Annotated in this window: 14 protein-coding genes; 4 read left to right on the top strand and 10 right to left on the bottom strand. The window is 57.8% G+C overall.

The window, feature by feature from the left end; genetic code table 11:
• Positions 1-120: 120 nt before the first annotated feature.
• The 7 genes from D9K61_RS25195 to pepN all read right to left on the bottom strand — a co-directional run bounded on the left by D9K61_RS25195 (position 121) and on the right by pepN (position 9223).
• The gene (locus D9K61_RS25195) at positions 121-1152 is read right to left on the bottom strand and encodes a fatty acid desaturase (RefSeq protein ID WP_120635956.1); all 1032 of its coding nucleotides are present in this window, start codon (positions 1150-1152) and stop codon (positions 121-123) included.
• Positions 1153-1329: 177 nt separating this feature from the next.
• Entirely contained in the window at positions 1330-1776 is a 447-nt protein-coding gene (locus tag D9K61_RS25190; protein WP_120635955.1) for a DUF4177 domain-containing protein, read from the bottom strand.
• 80 nt (positions 1777-1856) lie between these two features.
• The gene (gene pepT, locus D9K61_RS25185) at positions 1857-3113 is read right to left on the bottom strand and encodes a peptidase T (RefSeq protein WP_120635954.1); all 1257 of its coding nucleotides are present in this window, start codon (positions 3111-3113) and stop codon (positions 1857-1859) included.
• A gap of 149 nt (positions 3114-3262) precedes the next feature.
• Complete coding sequence (gene gatB, locus D9K61_RS25180; RefSeq protein WP_120635953.1) at positions 3263-4774, bottom strand: Asp-tRNA(Asn)/Glu-tRNA(Gln) amidotransferase subunit GatB; 1512 nt, start codon at positions 4772-4774, stop codon at positions 3263-3265.
• An 81-nt stretch (positions 4775-4855) separates the two neighbouring features.
• On the bottom strand, positions 4856-6115 hold the full coding sequence (locus tag D9K61_RS25175) for a hypothetical protein (protein ID WP_120635952.1): 1260 nt from the start codon (positions 6113-6115) through the stop codon (positions 4856-4858).
• Between the two features lie 130 nt (positions 6116-6245).
• Positions 6246-6599, bottom strand: a complete 354-nt coding sequence (locus D9K61_RS25170; RefSeq protein WP_254055870.1) for a hypothetical protein — start codon at positions 6597-6599, stop codon at positions 6246-6248.
• 71 nt (positions 6600-6670) lie between these two features.
• The gene (pepN, locus tag D9K61_RS25165; RefSeq protein WP_120635950.1) at positions 6671-9223 is read right to left on the bottom strand and encodes an aminopeptidase N; all 2553 of its coding nucleotides are present in this window, start codon (positions 9221-9223) and stop codon (positions 6671-6673) included.
• Positions 9224-9427: 204 nt separating this feature from the next.
• On the opposite strand from pepN, the gene D9K61_RS25160 reads away from it, so the two are divergent.
• From D9K61_RS25160 to D9K61_RS25150, 3 genes are all read left to right on the top strand, one after another.
• Positions 9428-11563, top strand: coding sequence for a malate synthase G (locus tag D9K61_RS25160; RefSeq protein ID WP_120635949.1), 2136 nt, complete (start codon positions 9428-9430; stop codon positions 11561-11563).
• A gap of 69 nt (positions 11564-11632) precedes the next feature.
• Entirely contained in the window at positions 11633-12058 is a 426-nt protein-coding gene (locus D9K61_RS25155; protein ID WP_120635948.1) for a heme-binding protein, read from the top strand.
• Positions 12059-12246: 188 nt separating this feature from the next.
• Complete coding sequence (locus D9K61_RS25150; RefSeq protein WP_120635947.1) at positions 12247-13026, top strand: gamma-glutamyl-gamma-aminobutyrate hydrolase family protein; 780 nt, start codon at positions 12247-12249, stop codon at positions 13024-13026.
• Positions 13027-13072: 46 nt separating this feature from the next.
• On the opposite strand, the gene D9K61_RS25145 is transcribed toward D9K61_RS25150, so the two are convergent.
• Both D9K61_RS25145 and D9K61_RS25140 read right to left on the bottom strand, forming a co-directional pair.
• Complete coding sequence (locus tag D9K61_RS25145) at positions 13073-15313, bottom strand: xanthine dehydrogenase family protein molybdopterin-binding subunit (RefSeq protein WP_120635946.1); 2241 nt, start codon at positions 15311-15313, stop codon at positions 13073-13075.
• Positions 15314-15316: 3 nt separating this feature from the next.
• The gene (locus D9K61_RS25140; RefSeq protein ID WP_120635945.1) at positions 15317-15781 is read right to left on the bottom strand and encodes a (2Fe-2S)-binding protein; all 465 of its coding nucleotides are present in this window, start codon (positions 15779-15781) and stop codon (positions 15317-15319) included.
• Between the two features lie 99 nt (positions 15782-15880).
• On the opposite strand from D9K61_RS25140, the gene D9K61_RS25135 reads away from it, so the two are divergent.
• Complete coding sequence (locus D9K61_RS25135) at positions 15881-16459, top strand: TetR/AcrR family transcriptional regulator (RefSeq protein WP_120635944.1); 579 nt, start codon at positions 15881-15883, stop codon at positions 16457-16459.
• On the opposite strand, the gene kynU is transcribed toward D9K61_RS25135, so the two are convergent.
• Positions 16452-17645, bottom strand: coding sequence for a kynureninase (gene kynU, locus D9K61_RS25130; RefSeq protein WP_120635943.1), 1194 nt, complete (start codon positions 17643-17645; stop codon positions 16452-16454). The genes D9K61_RS25135 and kynU overlap by 8 nt on opposite strands.
• Positions 17646-17745: the final 100 nt, after the last annotated feature.

The following is a 17745-nucleotide window of genomic DNA, read 5'->3' as shown; positions in this document are numbered from 1 at the left end:
ACAGGCCATTGCCCGTGGTATGCTAAACCCGCAGAGTCTGCCCCGAAACCAAAACGTTGAGCCTCGTCTTCTAACACAGGCAAATCGCAATTACGTGCGGAGATTGAATTTTCGCCTGGTTCAGCCCAGCAATCTGGCCTGCGCGAAGGACAGCAGCTTTTTGCTTTGCTCATCCCATAGGTGCAGGCGCGCGTTGGACAGGCTTTCACGGATGGTCATCCGGTTGCTCTGCGCAAGAACGGCGTGATCGCGCAGGACCTCAGGCAGCCGGTAAAACGGGATGCGAGAGTACAAGTGATGCACGTGATGAATGCCGATATTCGCGCTCATCCATTGCAGCATTTTGGGCAACACATAGTGCGAGCTGCCATGCAGGGCTGCATCGTGCAGGTCCCAATCCGTTTCCTCGGCCCAATGGGTGTCTTCGAACTGGTGTTGCACATAAAACAGCCAGACCCCGGCGGTTGCGGCCAGCAGGGTCGTTGGAACAAAAATCAGAAGGATCGGCATCAGGCCACCGAAGTAGTAGATCAGCGATAATGCTATCAGGATCCCTGCATTTGTCCCCATAGCGCTGACCCAGTACCGTGCCTGGTGTGTGAACCCCAAAGGCAGCCTGTTCTGAAAGAAGAACAGATAGCCGGGTCCAAGGCCGAACAACACGATTGGATGGCGATAAAGCCTGTAAGACCAACGCCCTAGCGGCGACAACTCTTTGTATTCAGCTACGGTCAGCGTGTGAATGTCACCCATGCCCCGCCGCCCCAGATTGCCGGCAGAGCTGTGATGCATCGCATGTGACCGGCGCCACACGTCATAGGGTGTCAAGGTCAGCACGCCAATGACGCGCCCCAGCCAGTCGCTGGCCGTGCGGTTGCTGAAAAAGGCGCTGTGTCCGCAATCATGCTGGATGGCAAACAGGCGCAGCAAGAAACCGGCGTTGCACAGGGCAACGAAGAAGGCCAACCAGCCGCTGAAAGACAAGGCAAACCAGGCAAAAGCCCACAAGGCGATGAACGGGCCAAGCGTAACGGCAAGCTCGAAGGCACTTCGGGATCCGCTGGGTTCGCGATAAGATGAGAGAACTTTTACCCAATCCCGCGCATGCGTCTGATCGGTGTCCTTTTGAAAGGAGTCGGGATTGTGTTGCATTTGCCTGCTTTTATCGGTGTCACCGGCCTTGATAGACGAAAGTGCCAAGTAAACAACGCTTAAAACTCATGAGTCGCCTACGTTGCGTAAACAAATCTTGAGGCGTGATACAAAAACATCCGTTGGCCGGGCCGAGACCGCACGCAGTGTTGGCAATGTCCGTAGGAATTACTCGGTTCAGGCTTTGCCAACAGCTTCTGATGAAGTTTTCTGGTCGGTTTCTTCAGGCTTAGGATTTTCGGAGCCTTTCAGCGACAAAGGTGGCTCGTTTGCGGTCTCTGAAATGGGCGCAGGTGCCGCCACCGTTTCAGGACCCGATATTGGTTGCGCCAGAGGAACACCTTCAGGCGTTTCTGTTGGTCCGGGGGCAGGGATTACGACGACATCACCCTCAATCGCGCGCCGAAACACCAAAACATTGCGCCAGTTCACGGTTGATCCGGTTAGGCCCGTTCTCTCTTCGCTGGGCAACAGTTCGGCACGCTGGTATTCCCAGCCATCCTGCCCCATCTGGTTCAACAGTTGTTCGACCGAGACTGCAAATCGTCCTTCCGCCGTTTTGACACCTTTGGCTTTCGCGCCCTTTTGCGGGGCGGGGACAACCTTGTATTCGTAGCGCTGCATCAACTGTTCCTAAATGCCTGTTGCGCCCAATTTAACACGTTGACCCCCGGACGAAAGAGGTGTTGCCCAACCGGCAGATTTCAGCCCGCACTGTTGCGCGTATTCAGCGCTGCCTTTTGCACAACGGACAGGCACAGTTCCGTGGCCACGGCCATATCCTGAACTGAGATCCATTCCAGCGGGCCGTGAACACATTGCATGCCGGTGAACAGGTTGGGGCAGGGCGTGCCGAACTCGGTCAGGCGCGAGCCGTCCGTGCCACCCCGGATCGGGACCGAGTCAGGCTCGATCCCCAATTCGCGGCAGGCATCAAAGGCCAGTTCCACTGGCGTCATGTCCTTTTCCAGCCAATAGCGCATGTTACGGTACTGGTGGGATATGTCGCAGGTGATCATGGCACGCGGTTCAGTGGCCTGTACGGCGGCACAGACCTGCCGAACCAGATCGCCTTGCGCCTCTAGCGCGTCCAGTTCGAAGTCGCGCAGGATCAACCTGATCTCCATTTCGGATGACCCGCCATTCATGTCAGTGACATGGATGAACCCTTCGCGCCCATCCGTAACCTCGGGCGTCATCGTGGCCTGCGGCAGGGTTTGCACGATTTTGGCGGCCAGATTGGCAGCGTTCACCATCCTGCCCTTGGCCAGTCCCGGATGGATCGAAACGCCTTCGATTCTGATGATGGCCCGATCAGCTGAAAAGCTTTCATACTCGATATTGCCGACATCCTGACCATCCAGTGTATAGGCAAAGTCAGCTTTTAGATCCTTGGGCAGGTTCTCTGTGACACCGCGCCCGATCTCTTCGTCTGGGGTAAAGGCGATGCGGATGGGGCCATGCGGGATGTCTGTGTTTTCCAGCAGATGCCGCACCATGGTCATCAGGATCGACACCCCAGCCTTGTCATCACCGCCCAACAGGGTCGTGCCCGAGGCGGTGATCAAATCATGTCCGATTTTTTCCGTCAGATAGGGATGGTCTTCGGGCGACAGAACCAAATCCGGATCATCGGGAAAGGTAATCTCACCGCCATTGTATCCTTTGATCACGCGCGGTTTGACGTCGGTTGCATTGAATTGGGGCGCAGTGTCGACATGAGCCAGAAAGCCTATGGTTGGACCCGGTGCGGTGCCCGGAATGGTGGCTATCACAACGCTGTCCGCCGTCAGCTCAATATCCTGCGCGCCAATGTCGCTCAATTCCTGCTGCAACAGGTTCAGCATGTCGAACTGGATATCCGTGCTGGGGGTCGACGGTGATATCTCGTCGCTCTGACTGTCGATTGCTGCGTAGCGGACCAGCCGGTCTTCCAGTTCCTGATCAAATCGTTTCTGCATGATACCTCATTCCTCTTGCGCGGAAGAAAGGGTGCTATCAGGGGGAAGTCAACCCGGCGGTTTGCCCCCGAAAGTCTTCACGAAGGATGAATTTCTGTTTTGTACAAGTCGGACAATCCATGTTGCCAGACATGCACAAGGCGAACGATTTACGATCCCAGCTTCTTGCTGACCAATTCGTTAACGGCTTTGGGATTTGCCTTGCCGCCGGTCGCCTTCATCACCTGACCGACGAACCAACCGGCCAATTTCGGGTTCACCTTGGCCTTTTCGACCTGCGCCGGATTGGCGGCGATGATCTCGTCCAGGGCGGTCTCGATCGCACCGGTGTCGGTGACCTGTTTCATACCGCGGTCTTCGACGATCTGGGTTGGGTCTCCACCTTCGGTATAGACGATTTCAAACAGGTCCTTGGCGATCTTGCCCGAGATGGCGTCAGACGAAATCAGATCAATGATCCCACCCAACTGCGCTGGTGAAACCGGCGAGTCGGTGATGTCATGGTCTTCTTTCTTCAGGCGACCAAACAGTTCGTTGATGACCCAGTTTGCGGCCAGCTTGCCGTTGCGGCCTCTGGCGACCTCTTCGAAGTACCCGGCGGATTCCACCTCGGCTGTCAGTACCGACGCGTCATAGTCTGTCAGGTTGAACTCTGTGATAAAGCGCGCTTTTTTGTCATCGGGCAGCTCGGGCAGTTTGGCGGCGATGTCATCCACCCACGCTTGCTCGATCTCCAAAGGCAGCAGATCAGGATCGGGGAAATAGCGATAATCATGCGCTTCTTCCTTCGACCGCATGGACCGCGTTTCGCCCTTGTCCGGATCATACAGGCGGGTTTCCTGATCAACGGTTCCGCCACCTTCGACGATGGCGATCTGGCGACGTGCCTCAACTTCGATGGCCTGCTGGATAAAGCGCATCGAGTTCATGTTCTTAATTTCGCAGCGCGTACCCAGATGCGAAAAGTCCTGAGTTTCCTGATACTTCTCATAGGCACCCGGCAAACAGATCGAGACGTTAACGTCCGCCCGCAAGTTGCCGTTCTGCATGTTGCCGTCGCACGTGCCCAGGTACCTCAGGATCTGGCGCATCTTGGCGATATAGGCTGCGGCTTCTTCAGGCCCACGAATGTCGGGGCGAGAAACGATCTCCATCAGGCAGACGCCGGTTCGGTTCAGGTCTACGAAAGACATGTTCGGATCCATGTCGTGGATCGACTTACCGGCATCCTGCTCCATGTGGATACGTTCGATCCGCACCATGCGCGCAGTGCCGTCCCCCACTTCAACCAGCACTTCACCTTCGCCGACAATGGGCTGATAAAGCTGGGAAATCTGGTACCCTTGCGGCAGGTCCGGGTAGAAATAGTTCTTGCGGTCAAAGGCTGACTTCAGGTTGATATCCGCCTTCAGGCCCAACCCCGTGCGCACCGCCTGTTCCACACAATACTCATTGATCACCGGCAACATGCCCGGCATTGCCGCGTCAACAAAGGCCACGTTGGAGTTTGGCTCGGCCCCGAATTGGGTCGACGCACCCGAGAACAATTTGGCGTTAGATGAGACCTGCGCATGCACTTCCATCCCGATCACCAGCTCCCAGTCGTGCTTGGCACCGGAGATGGTTTTGGGTTTGGGCAATTCGTATGTCAGGTCGAGCATGGCGCGCCTCATATCCGCAGAAGTCTAAGCCTGCGTATTAGGCCCGGCGCGCCCAAGGGGCAAGGGGGAATCCTGCTTGGATCAGTTCTCTGACAGGCGCAGACCTGACGGTGTAAAGGTAACGTTCATCCCGCTGCCCAGCTCATCCCGGAACAAATCACCTATGGCTCGCAATGCATCCCGATGACCGCGTGCCGCGAACCGCTCGGGCGAGTTGATGCGAACGCTGTTGTTGAATCCGTTGGCAGCATGCGCCCAGATCAGCGGATGCAATTCGGTCAGGTGATCCCGTATCAGCCAGTTGGCGGTTTCTCGCATCTGGGTCCGAACCAGATCGGCCTTTTCGTTCAGTCCCAGCCCGCTTTGAAGCGTGATCGCGCAATAGGCCGATAACATGTTGATCATTTGCTGGTCTGGACGTTGCCGCACGATGTCTCTCAGGCCTTCCAGGAAATACTCTTGATCCACCCGCGCGCAGGCCTCGTCGTCCAAGGCGATTGCGTCAAACTGCACCCAAGTGTAGCCGCCTGCGCCCCAGATGTCTTGCGTCCGGGCGGCATTGCGTAGGGCCTGAACCTCAAGCTCTTCATAGCTGCCAAACCAGCGCGGCAGCAGGTGGCTACCCATCGCGCGCATGTGGCGTTGGTTTTGCGGGTCCAATGTGATCAGGCGCTCGTACTCGTCAGCAACACGTGCCGTTGTTTTGCGTTGGCCAGCCAATAGGGCACATCCCGCAGCGGCAATCAGCGGGCTGTTCGGTGCCGCCGTGTGACACATGGGCAGGATCGCCGCCGCCCTGTCAAAATGCGCGGCGCAGCGTGACCGGTGCAATGGGGGCAAAGTGGCGTCAAGGGCAGTGCCCCGCCAGGCCCAGGCAACGTCGATATGTGCCAATGCGACAACAAGGGCCATCATCGGGTCATCGGGGGCGTCGCGCATCTCTCCTTCAAGTTCAGAGATTCCGGTCAACAGATCATAATCGGATATCGCTTTGCCATCAGACAAAGCATGTTCAACGGCCAGAACCACGTCAGAACGCGCACCAAACGCCAGCAGGTCTGCGGTTGGCATCCCGTCCGGGGCCGTCTCGCGCGCTTCATCCGCGGCATGCATTTCTGCCGACAATTCGCTCCAGCGATCCTGTCGAGCAAGAAACCGACCATGTTCGATAGTTGCGCGGCCAATCAGATCTTCTGAACCAAGCTGGGCGAGAGGAATGTTAAGCTGCCCCTGCTCCGGAAGCGCCGCCGCCAAGGCGGATTTTGTCGCGCAGAAATCGGGCGCGTTACTTGGTGGGGAATTCTCTGATCGGGCCGAAAACGCCCTGAATAACCGAAACATGATAAAACTCGAAACTACTAACAACACATAACTGAGGTATCAGTCTGGGCGTTAATGGCGCTCAGTTCAAGTTAATTGCTGGTCACTTTAGTGTTTTTCCGGTCAATCGTGCCCTGATGTCACGATCGTTTCAAAAAACAGTAAAATGATGGCGCTCGACGCGATATCCCTCCTGACTTAGCAGGCCCTCGAACTCTCGATGCGGCGGCAGAGACTCATCTGGAAGGCGAATCCGTTTACCAGAATGCAGAACCAGAGAGATCCGGACAGAAAAGTCCCAACGTGTGTCGAACCGGAAGTAATCGACGTCGCTCAGGTCGATCTCGCCTTGGCGTTGGCCTGAATACCAGCGCAATTGCTCAGGCTCCAGGATCAGGCCGGCTTGGGTGTCGTGAAAGACATCCCAAACTGCCGGCAGCGTGGCCAGGGCAAAAAAGGCCATCAGCCACCAGGCGGCGTTGAACAGGATCACCAAGGCCAGCAAGACGGCATAAACGCCGATCAAAATGACAACAGTTCGCGAGGTCCGGTTCCGACGCGCGAAGCTGTACGGGGTCATACGCCGAGGATGCGGGACACCATCTCGGTGGTGTCGCGCGATAGGTTGGGTGTTTTGGAAATCCGAGTGAGTTGCGCGTGCATCAGATCCTGACGGTCCGCATCATAGCGTTTCCAGGTCTGGAAGGCTGAACACATACGGGCCGTGGTCTGCGGGTTCACCGGATCCAGACGGATCAGCCAACCGGCCAACAGTTGATATCCCGCCCCATCCGGTTGGTGGAACCCGGCGTGGTTCATCGCCAACGCCCCCATCACGGCGCGGAAACGATTGGGGTTCTTCCAGTTGAAATCCGGGTGCTCGGTCAATGTGCGGGTTGTTTCGGGCGTCGCCTCGGGGGCTGCCATCGCCACCTGCAGACCGAACCATTTATCCATGACCAGCCGGTCGTGTTGCCATTGATCATAGAAAGCAACCAGCTCGGCCTCGCCCTTTCGCGCGCGCAGGAGGCAGGACAGGGCGGTCAACTGCAGGGTCATGTTATCCGCCTTGGCGTATACCTCAGCCGCCACAGCCCCGCTATCCAGTCGCGAGGTCAGCGCCATCGCCGCGCTTCCCAGCGCACGTTTGCCGGATTGCTCGGCATCAGGGGAATAAGGCGCGTCGACCAAAGCGTCACTGTGCAGACGTGGCAGCAGGTCCTGCATGTGCTGCGCGGTGGCCTGCCGCAGTGTTTCCACCGCTGTCCAGATTGCCATCGGATCGGGCGTTTCGCCGCGCTCGTGCAGGGCAGCGGCCAGTTCCGACTGTGTCGGCAAACCAAGCATCAGGGCGCGATAGGCCGGGTCCAGGTCGCCATCTCGCAATACGGCCAATAGCCCGTCCAGATAGTCCGCATCAGGCGTTGCTTCGTCTGAGATCATGCGCAGCAGTGTATCTTGCGCCAAGGATCGTCCAGCCTGCCAACGGTTGAACGGGTCGGTGTCATGTGCCAGCAGAAAGGCGCGTTCAGCGTTGGATTGCTCTTGCTCCAGAATGACTGGCGCCGAGAAATCCCGTAGGATGGAGGGTGTCGGTTTGGCGGCCAACCCGGTGAACGCAAAGCTTTGTTCAGCCTCGGTCAGTTCAAGCACTTCGGTCTCACGAACCTCATCCCCATTTGGCCCTAGCAGGCCGACGGCAACAGGGATCACCTGCGGGTGCTTTTCATCCTGACCCGGTGTGGGTTGGGTGTTTTGTTTCAAGGTCAGGGTGTAGGTGCCGTCCTCCCAATTGTCTGATACGGCGACACGCGGCGTCCCGGACTGGCTGTACCAGCGTTTGAACTGGCCCAGATCGCGGCCCGTTGTGTCCTCGAACACCCTCAACCAATCCTCGATGGTACAGGCCTGCCCGTCATGGCGGTCGAAATAGAGATCCAGCGCTTTGGAATAAGCCGCGTCCCCGACCAGTCGCTTCAACATCCCGATGACCTCGGCGCCTTTCTCATAGACGGTCGATGTGTAGAAGTTGTTGATTTCCTGAAAGCTCTCAGGTCGGACTGGGTGCGACAATGGCCCGTTATCCTCGGGGAACTGCCGCGCACGCAGGTCAATCGCATCGTGGATGCGTTTCACCGGGGCTGAGCGCATGTCTGAGGTGAACTGCGCATCGCGGAACACGGTCAACCCTTCCTTGAGGCACAGTTGGAACCAGTCTCGGCAGGTAATGCGGTTGCCGGTCCAATTGTGGAAATATTCGTGCGCGATAATCGCCTCGATCCGTTCGAAATTGGTATCGGTTGAGGTCTCGGGACTGGCCAGAACAGCTGACGAGTTGAAGATGTTCAGCCCCTTGTTCTCCATCGCGCCCATGTTGAAATCGTCCACAGCGACAATGTTGAAGACATCGAGATCGTATTCGCGACCGTAGACGTCCTCATCCCATTTCATCGACTTTTTCAGGGCTTCCATCCCAAAGGCGCACTTACCCTCGTCGCCCGGGCGCACCCAGAGGTTCAGTTCGACATCGCGGCCCGACTTGGTGGTGAATTGCCCAGGATGGGTGATCAGATCGCCAGCGACAAGCGCAAACAGATAGGCTGGTTTTGGCCACGGGTCGGTCCATTCGGCCCAACCCTTGCCTTTGCCCGAGGGGTTTCCGTTGGACAGCAGCACTGGCAAATCGCCATTGATGCGCACGGTGAAGGTGGACATCACATCGGGGCGGTCGGGATAATAGGTGATCTTGCGGAACCCTTCAGCCTCGCATTGTGTGCAGTACATGCCGTTCGACATGTATAGCCCTTCGAGGGCGGTGTTGTTGCCGGGATCGATCTCGACCTCAGCCTCCCAGATAAAAGGGGCGTCAGGTACATCTGCGGTCAGACCCTGGTCCGTGATTTCAGGGGAGATGTCAGTTCCATCAATGGCAGCGCGGATTAACGTAAGCTGTTCTCCGTGCAGGAAGAAAGTTCTATCCGTTGCTTCCGGATTGGGGCGGAACGCGATGCGTGATGTGACCCGTGTGCCATGCGCTGAAAGGTCAAAGGTCAGGTGCACACTATCCACCAGATAGCCGAACGGGGTGTAGTCTTTCAGGTAGATTGTGGTGGGGGCGGCGTCACGCATCGAGGGCCTCGCTTCGGTTCAAATTTGGCGCGAAACTATGGGGAACGATCGCAGGCTGCAAGCAAATGACCGGGGCGTGAGGTTTCGATTCTTCAATTTGGTAAAATTATTTGACCAATGTGATATTTGAGTTGTTGCCTATCGGAAACTTTCCCCCTAATTGAGGGAAGAACACTATCGCAGCCAGAGCGGGAGAATCGGGATATGAGCGGCAGGCAAAACCGAAACGGATTGCAGATTGCGGATGAATTGGTTGATTTCATCGATAATCAGGCACTGCCCGGCACGGGTGTTACACCCGAGACATTCTGGACGGGTCTGGCCCGGATCGTGGATGAGCTTGGCCCGAAAAACCGTGAACTGATTGCCAAACGCGCTGATATTCAAGGGCGCGTCGATGGGTGGCATACCGCGCGCAAAGGCCAGCCCCATGACGGCAACGCCTACGAAGCGTTCCTGCGCGAGACTGGGTACTTGGTCGAAGAAGGGCCGGATTTTGAGATTGATACGGTCAATGTCGATCCGGAAATTGCCCTGACGCCGGGCCCTCAGCTGGTTGTGCCGATCACCAATGCCCGTTTTGCGCTGAATGCGGCCAATGCGCGCTGGGGCAGCCTGTACGACGCGCTTTATGGCACGGATGCGATGGGCGAATTACCTGCCAGCAGAGGGTATGACGCAGCGCGTGGAAACCGGGTGATCGCCTGGGCCAAGTCGTTTCTGGATGAGGCGGTCGCGTTGGCGGATGGCTCATGGGCTGCGGTCGATGGTCTTCGCGTCGAAAGTGGGGCCCTCGTTCCGGCATTGGCCAATCCCGACGCGTTTGTCGGCTTTGGCGGAGCCGCTGAGAAGCCCGATTTTGTCTTGCTGAAGAACAACGGCCTGCACATTCAGATCACGATTGATCCGACGAGTGACATCGGCGCATCTGACCCCGCCGGTATTTCTGATGTGCGTTTGGAATCCGCCTTGTCGACGATCATGGATTGCGAAGACTCGGTCGCGTGTGTCGATGCCGAGGATAAGGTTGGCGCCTACAGCAACTGGCTTGGCCTGATGAAAGGGGATTTGTCCGAAGATGTAACCAAAGGCGGAAAAACCTTTACCCGCAAACTGTCAGGGGATGTCGAATTCACGACTGCCAGCGGCGAACAAGCCACGCTCAAGGGTCGCTCGCTGATGCTGGTGCGCAATGTCGGCCACCTGATGACCAATCCTGCCGTTCTGGATGCCGAAGGCCGCGAGATTGGCGAAGGGTTGATGGATGCACTATGCACCACGCTGATCGCCATGCATGACCTGCAGCGCGATGGCGGCAATTCGGTCGAAGGGTCGGTCTATGTTGTAAAGCCCAAGATGCACGGGCCGGATGAAGTCGGGTTTGCCGTCGAAATCTTCGATATGGTCGAAGAAATTCTGGGACTGCCGCGCAACACCGTGAAACTTGGGATCATGGATGAGGAGCGTCGGACATCGGCGAACCTTAAGGAGTGTATCCGCGCTGCGAAATCGCGCGTGGCCTTTATCAACACGGGCTTTCTGGACCGAACCGGTGATGAGATTCACACCTCGATGGAGGCCGGGCCGATGTTGCCCAAGGGCGATCTCAAGAACACGCCCTGGATTGAATCCTATGAGGACCGGAATGTCGATATCGGTTTGGCCTGCGGTCTGAAGGGCAGAGCGCAGATAGGTAAAGGCATGTGGGCGGTACCCGATCGGATGGGCGAAATGCTTAAAGCCAAGATCGGGCACCCGCAATCTGGCGCAACCTGCGCCTGGGTGCCCTCACCAACCGCGGCAACCCTGCACGCCACGCATTATCACAGAGTCAACGTGCTAGCGCGTCAAGACGAGATAGCCGCTGGCGGAGCCCGCGGTACATTGGGCGATCTGTTGACCATTCCACTGCTGGGCGGTCGCAATCTGAGTGATGAAGAGATCACACGCGAGAGCGAGAACAATGCGCAAGGAATACTGGGCTATGTTGTGCGTTGGGTTGATCAGGGTGTCGGCTGTTCCAAGGTACCGGATATCAACGATGTCGGTCTCATGGAGGATCGCGCGACATGCCGAATTTCGTCTCAGGCGTTGTCTAATTGGTTGCATCACGGCGTGGTGAATGAGGCGCAACTGATGGCGGCGATGCAGAAAATGGCGGCCGTGGTCGATCGCCAGAATGAGGGGGACCCGGAATACACGCCAATGGCACCCGGGTTTGACGGCATCGCCTTCCAGGCCGCCTGTGATCTGGTGTTCAAGGGGCGGGTCCAGCCCTCGGGTTATACCGAGCCGGTTCTGCATGCGCGGCGACTGGAATTGAAAGCCAGCCAAGGATAAACGGCGAGTTAGGCTAGGGCATGGCTCTCTGGCCTTGAACAATACCCAATCTGACCGGAGGACGCACATATGTCGGTTTCACTGCGCAAAGCACGTACGATTATCCGCAAAACGCTGGAAAAAGGGCGTGAGATGGAACTGAAGCCTTTGTCGGTGATCGTTCTGGATGCAGGTGGGCACGTCATTGCCTTTGAGCGTGAAGATGACGCAGCCCCGGGTCGCTTTGCCATTGCGCGCGGGAAAGCCTATGGCTCGGTCATGCTGGGCATGGCGGGGACCGCGCAGATGCAGCGGGCCGAGGCACAGGCCTATTTCATGGCGGCAGTGAACGGCGTCTATGGCGGGCAGGTTGTACCTGTTCCCGGTGGAGTTTTGCTGCGGGATCGCAAGGGGGCTGTGATCGGTGCTGTGGGTGTCACCGATGATACGTCAGACAACGATGCGGCGGCTGGCATGGCTGGTATCGAAGCCTCTGGTCTGACAGGAGAAGTTTGACCACGGCACGCTGTCTGACACCATTTCGACGTGTTGCAAAGCGCCTGTTTCTTAGGCTTTGAGCGATGAGGCATAAGATGTGCACCGTTGAACACGGCCTTGCGCTGTCATGCAGGTCGTGTGTTGTTGCACGTTTACCCCGCTGCAGATAGCCTTGCCGTGAACTACGATCAAGCAAGGAATGTGGAATGTCTCGACCCGTCGTTGGTATTATCGGCAATTCTTATCTTATGAACGATCAATACCCGACTCATGCCGGTGGGACGATGAATTCGGATGCTGTGGCTAATGTCTCGGAATGTTTGCCGCTGCTTATCCCAGCCGACCCGCGTTACGTTTCAGTAGAAGAGCTGCTGGAGGTGTGTGACGGGTTCCTGCTGACCGGCGGCCGCCCCAACGTGCATCCCGAGGAATATGGTGAGTCCGCAACGAACGCGCATGGTGATTTCGACCGGGCGCGCGACGCGATTACCTTGCCCTTGGTGCGGGCCTGCGTTGATCGCGGCCAACCGTTCCTTGGCATTTGCCGTGGATTTCAGGAGGTGAATGTCGCGATGGGCGGCACGCTTTACCCGGAAATCCGAGATTTGCCGGGGCGCATGAACCATCGCATGCCGCCGGATGGTACTCTGGAAGAAAAGTTCGCACTGCGCCATGTTGTAAAGCTCAGCGAAAATGGTGTGTTCCATGACCTGTTCGGTGCATCCGAAGTGATGACAAACACTTTGCACGGGCAAGGGATCAAGACGGTCGGGCAACGTGTCCTGGTGGATGGCCATGCACCGGATGGCACACCCGAAGCGATGTACATCAAAGATGCACCCGGCTTCACATTGTCGGTGCAATGGCATCCCGAATGGGACGCGATCAACGATCCAGTATCCCGCCCTCTGTTCGAGGCATTTGGAGCTGCCGTGCGCGCATGGGCGACGGGGTCGGACACGCGATTGATCCAACAGTCCGCTTAAGACGAAACTGGCCCGGCATTTGTGCTGCCGGACCAATGTGCTGTGATCAGATCAGTAAGTCGAACTGAGTGTTGAGCGGCAGGGTCCGGGCCCGTTTTCCTGTCAGATCAAACAACGCATTTCCAAGCGCGGGCATTGACGGCGGCGTGCCGGGTTCACCCGCGCCGCCCATATGACGGTTGGTTTCCAACACGCGCACCTCGACCTGCGGAGCGGTGTGCATGCGGATCGCGTCATAGTCCGGGAAGTTGAACTGTTCGACCTCGCCTTCGGAAAAGGTGATCTCTCCGTAGCAGGCAGCTGACAGGCCATACATCATGCCGCCGAACATCTGCGCTTTGACATTTTCGGGATCAAGCGCAAGACCCATATCGCACGCGATCCAGGCCTTGTTGATGCGGATGGAGCCGTCTTCGTCCACCACTTCGATGACCTGAGCGACAGGGGTGCCAAAGCTATAGGTGAACGCCACGCCGCGACCAACACCATCCGGTGTCTTACCTGTCCAGCCTGACATCTCACGCACGGCCTCAAGGCAACCAGCCGACGGGGCGTGTTCGTTCTTCATCAGTTCCAGCCGAAATTCCAGCGGATCGCGACCCGCGGCATGTGCCATCTCATCCATGAAGGTCTCATGGAAAAAACCGTTGTGGCTGTTGCCCACAGACCGCCAGAAGCCGACGGGGATTGCCAAATCGGCGATATGGCCGCTCATGCGGTAGTTTGGCACCGCGTAGGGTTGGTTGAAGAACCCCTCGACCAGCACCTTGTCGGGGCCGGCGCCGGGCATGCCAGTATAACGTTCGACGGCCTGCTGCGTACAGGATTGTGATGCGACTTTGCCATCGATCAAAACGGCTGTGCCGTCCTGAACTGCGCCGCGCATCCGGGCAATTGCGCCCGGGCGGAAATAGTCGTGACGCATATCCTCTTCGCGGCTCCAGGTCGTTTGAACCGGGGTGCCGGGCATGGCCATGGCGACTTTGGTGGCAATCTCACCAAAATCCAATTCGCCCCGACGACCGAAGCCACCGCCCAGATAGGTGGTGTGGATCTGCACCGCCTCGGTTTCCAGATTGGCCGTATTGGCGACACGGAACTGGATCAGGGTCGGGGCCTGGTTGCCGCACCACAGCTCCAATGCATCCCCGGTATAAAGCGCAGTGGCATTCATCGGCTCCATCGTGGCGTGGGCCAGATAGGGCACCTGATACTCTGCCGTGATCTCTGTTGCGCCCTCGGGCAGTGTGCTGGCGTCCCCATCGTCGCGCATTGTGGAGTTTGGCGAGTCGTCAAATGCCTCGGCAATCTTGGCAAAGACACCGTCTGTTTCAGGCGGGTAGGGGGCGTCGCCCCAATCGACATCGATGGCCTCAACGGCCTGAATGGCCAACCAGGTATTGTTGGCGATCACCGCAACGCCGGTGCCCAGATCGACGACTTTTTCTACGCCGGGCAGTGACGTCGCGGCGCTGTCGTCATAGCCGTTCATCACCCCGCCCAGCTTGGGGTTCATCCGAACACTGGCGAATTTCATGCCGGGCAGGCGCACATCGACACCGAATTCGGCCGTTCCGGTGGCCTTTCCGACCATATCCAGCCGCGGCTGGGTCCGGCCCAGATAGCGCCACTCAGATGGGTCGCGCAGGGGCGCATCCACCGGTTCAAGACCCGCCGCATCGACGGCTAGTTCTGTATAAGCAATCTTGTCACCATTCGGCGCGATCACATGACCCGATGCTGTCTGCAGCTCTGATGGGTCAACGCCGAGCTGGTCCGCAGCGGCCCGCTTCAGCGTCTCGCGGGCCGAGGCACCGGCCTGACGCATGCGTTCAAACCCGTCCTTCATCGAGGTCGAGCCGCCAGTGACTTGCAGGCTTAGCACTTTGCCCAACACGCCCAGGGCCTCGCCTAGATTGTGTTGGAAATTCGTGATGTCATAGCCCTTGTTGGGAAGGCCTTCACCGACCAGAGCCGAGTTGTAATACGCCGCTGCCGCCGGGCCGTGCAGCACCGTGATTTTATCCAGATCGACGTCCAGTTCTTCTGCGATCAGCGCGGCCCAGGTGGTCTGGACGCCCTGTCCCATCTCGGCGCGTGGTGCGAACAATGTGACACCGTACTGGTCGATCAGGATAAAGGGGTTCAGCGCCGCTTCGCCTTCTTTCGGTTTCAGCGGGTTGGCCGCCGGACGGCTGACGTAATACGCGCCGAATGCCACGCCGCCGACAATCGCGGCAGAGCCAATCAGAAAAGTACGGCGGAGGATTTTTCCAATGCGAGCCATTGCTTATGCCTCCTTCAATTTGGCAGCTGCGTCATGAATCGCAGCGCGAATGCGCGGATAGGTGCCGCAGCGGCATAGGTTGCCCTGCATGGCATCGTCGATATCGGCGTCGGTGGGGGCCGGGTTTTCAGCCAGCAAAGTGGCGGCCTGCATGATTTGGCCTGACTGGCAGTACCCGCATTGTGCTACCTGATGGTCGACCCACGCTTGTTGGATCGTAGCCATCGTATCCGGGGTTCCTACGCCTTCGATTGTGGTCACATCGCCCCAGACATCGGACAGCGCGACCTGGCATGAGCGCACAGCTTCACCATCGATATGGACGGTGCACGCCCCACACGCGGCAACACCGCAGCCGAACTTGGTTCCGGTCAGGCCGACCTCATCCCGCAGGACCCACAACAGGGGCACATCATCCGGCAGGTCCACCTGATGAGACGTTCCGTTGATCTTAAGGGTGGTCGCCATGGCTCACCTCGCTTGGCTGTGGCTGGTTTATGACATAATTGGTGAAAAGTGTCAGTGTGTCAATTGACAAAATATACAAAAACTGTCAGGTCTGCAGGTATGAAAGAGACCGGTGATGATACTCGGCAAAAGGCGATCCTGGCCTCGGCGTTTCAGGCGTTTTCGACCTATGGGTTCCGCAAGACCTCGATGGATGACATAGCGCGTGGGGCCGGGATGTCCCGTCCTGCGGTTTATCTGCACTATAAGAACAAAGAAGCGATCGTTCGGAAGCTGACCCAATTGCACTATGCCGAAAAGATCGCCGCCGTGACCGAGGCCCTAAGTGGGTCCGGAACGGTTTCTGACCTCGCGACGCGGGCAATCCTGGCGCAGGCAGACGGGATGGCAGCCATTCTGGCTTCGCCGCATGGGATAGAGATGTTGGACACGACCAAATCGATGTCCATCGATATCGTCGAAGAAGGCGAGGCCGAGCTAACGGATCTTTATGCGGCGTGGCTGACCCGCGAAGACGTCGCTGGTCGGGTCCGGTTGTTTGAAACCCCTGATGAAACTGCAAAGACCATCACAGTCGCGCTCAAGGGGGTCAAAATGACGGCGTCCGGCGCGGAAGAATTTGAAAGGCGGACCGTGCAACTGGCCGCCCTGATCGGCGCCGGGCTTGAGGTCAGGTAACGCGCTGACGCGTTTTATATTCAGGAGTGTCCCATAGTTTGTTGGTCATGATATCGGCCAGGATGTCTGCCGCCTGAATGACATCGTTCTCGTCAATGTAGAGCGGCGTAAAGCCGAACCGCATGATGTTGGGCGCACGGAAATCGCCGATCACCCCACGCGCGATCAGCGCCTGCATTGCGGCGTAACCTTCGTGGAACCGGAAGGAAATCTGACTGCCACGTTGTTCCGGATCGCGCGGGCTTGCCAGTTCAAGATCGGGGCAACTTGTTTCGACCTGGTCTATGAACATCTCGGTCAATTCAATGGATTTGGCGCGGACCTCTGCAATATCGGCCATGTCCCAAACATCCATCGCGGCGGACAAAGCCGTCATCTGGATGACCGGAGGTGTGCCGACGCGCATCCGCTCGATCCCTGCTCCGGGCCGGTAATCCAAGTCGAAGTTGAACGGGGCTTCGTGCCCCAGCCAGCCTGACAAAGCGGGGCGCACGTTTGGTGCCAGTCGGGGTGCCACGTAGACAAAGGCAGGCGCGCCCGGTCCGCCGTTTAGGTATTTATACGTGCAACCCACTGCGAAATCGGCGTTGCATCCGGCCAGATCAACCGGGATCGCCCCGGCCGAGTGCGCCAGATCCCACACCGTGACCACACCGTTAGCATGGGCCATCTGGGTCAGGGCTTTCATGTCGTGTTTGCGACCGGTGCGATAGTCGACTTCGGTCAGCATCAGGACGGCAATTTCTTCTGTCAGTGCGTCGGCGACATTCTCCGGGTCAACAACCCTCAGTTCGTACTCAGCCCCAAGGGACCGCAGCAGGCCATCCGCCATGTACAGGTCCGACGGGAAATTGCCATTGTCGGACAGAACCACCTTGCGCTTTGAATTATGTTCCAGTGCAGATGCGACGGCCTGATAGACCTTGATCGACAAGGTGTCGCCGACCACAACGGCTCCAGCCTCGGCTCCGATCAACCGACCAATACGATCACCAAGACCAGTGGGCAGCCCCATCCAACCGGCTTTATTCCAGCCGGTGATCAGCATCTGACCCCATTCGTCGCTCAACATGCGCTGAACCCCACCCGCCGCCGCTTTTGGCAATGGTCCCAGCGAGTTACCGTCGAGATACAATACCCCTTCGGGCAAATGGAACATAGCCTTGGTTGCGGCAAAATCGGTCATGGCGGCTCACAATTCTTTCTTACAGATCGAAGGGTGCATTTGGCCTATCCGATCCTGTTGTGCCTGTCCATTGATGCGACATACTGAGGTTTTGCTATTC

The sequence above is a fragment of the Ruegeria sp. EL01 genome (genome assembly GCF_900313035.1).
Taxonomy (GTDB): domain Bacteria; phylum Pseudomonadota; class Alphaproteobacteria; order Rhodobacterales; family Rhodobacteraceae; genus Ruegeria.
The sequence above is the reverse complement of the archived record's forward strand: the minus strand, read 5'-3'. Positions and strand labels throughout refer to the sequence as shown.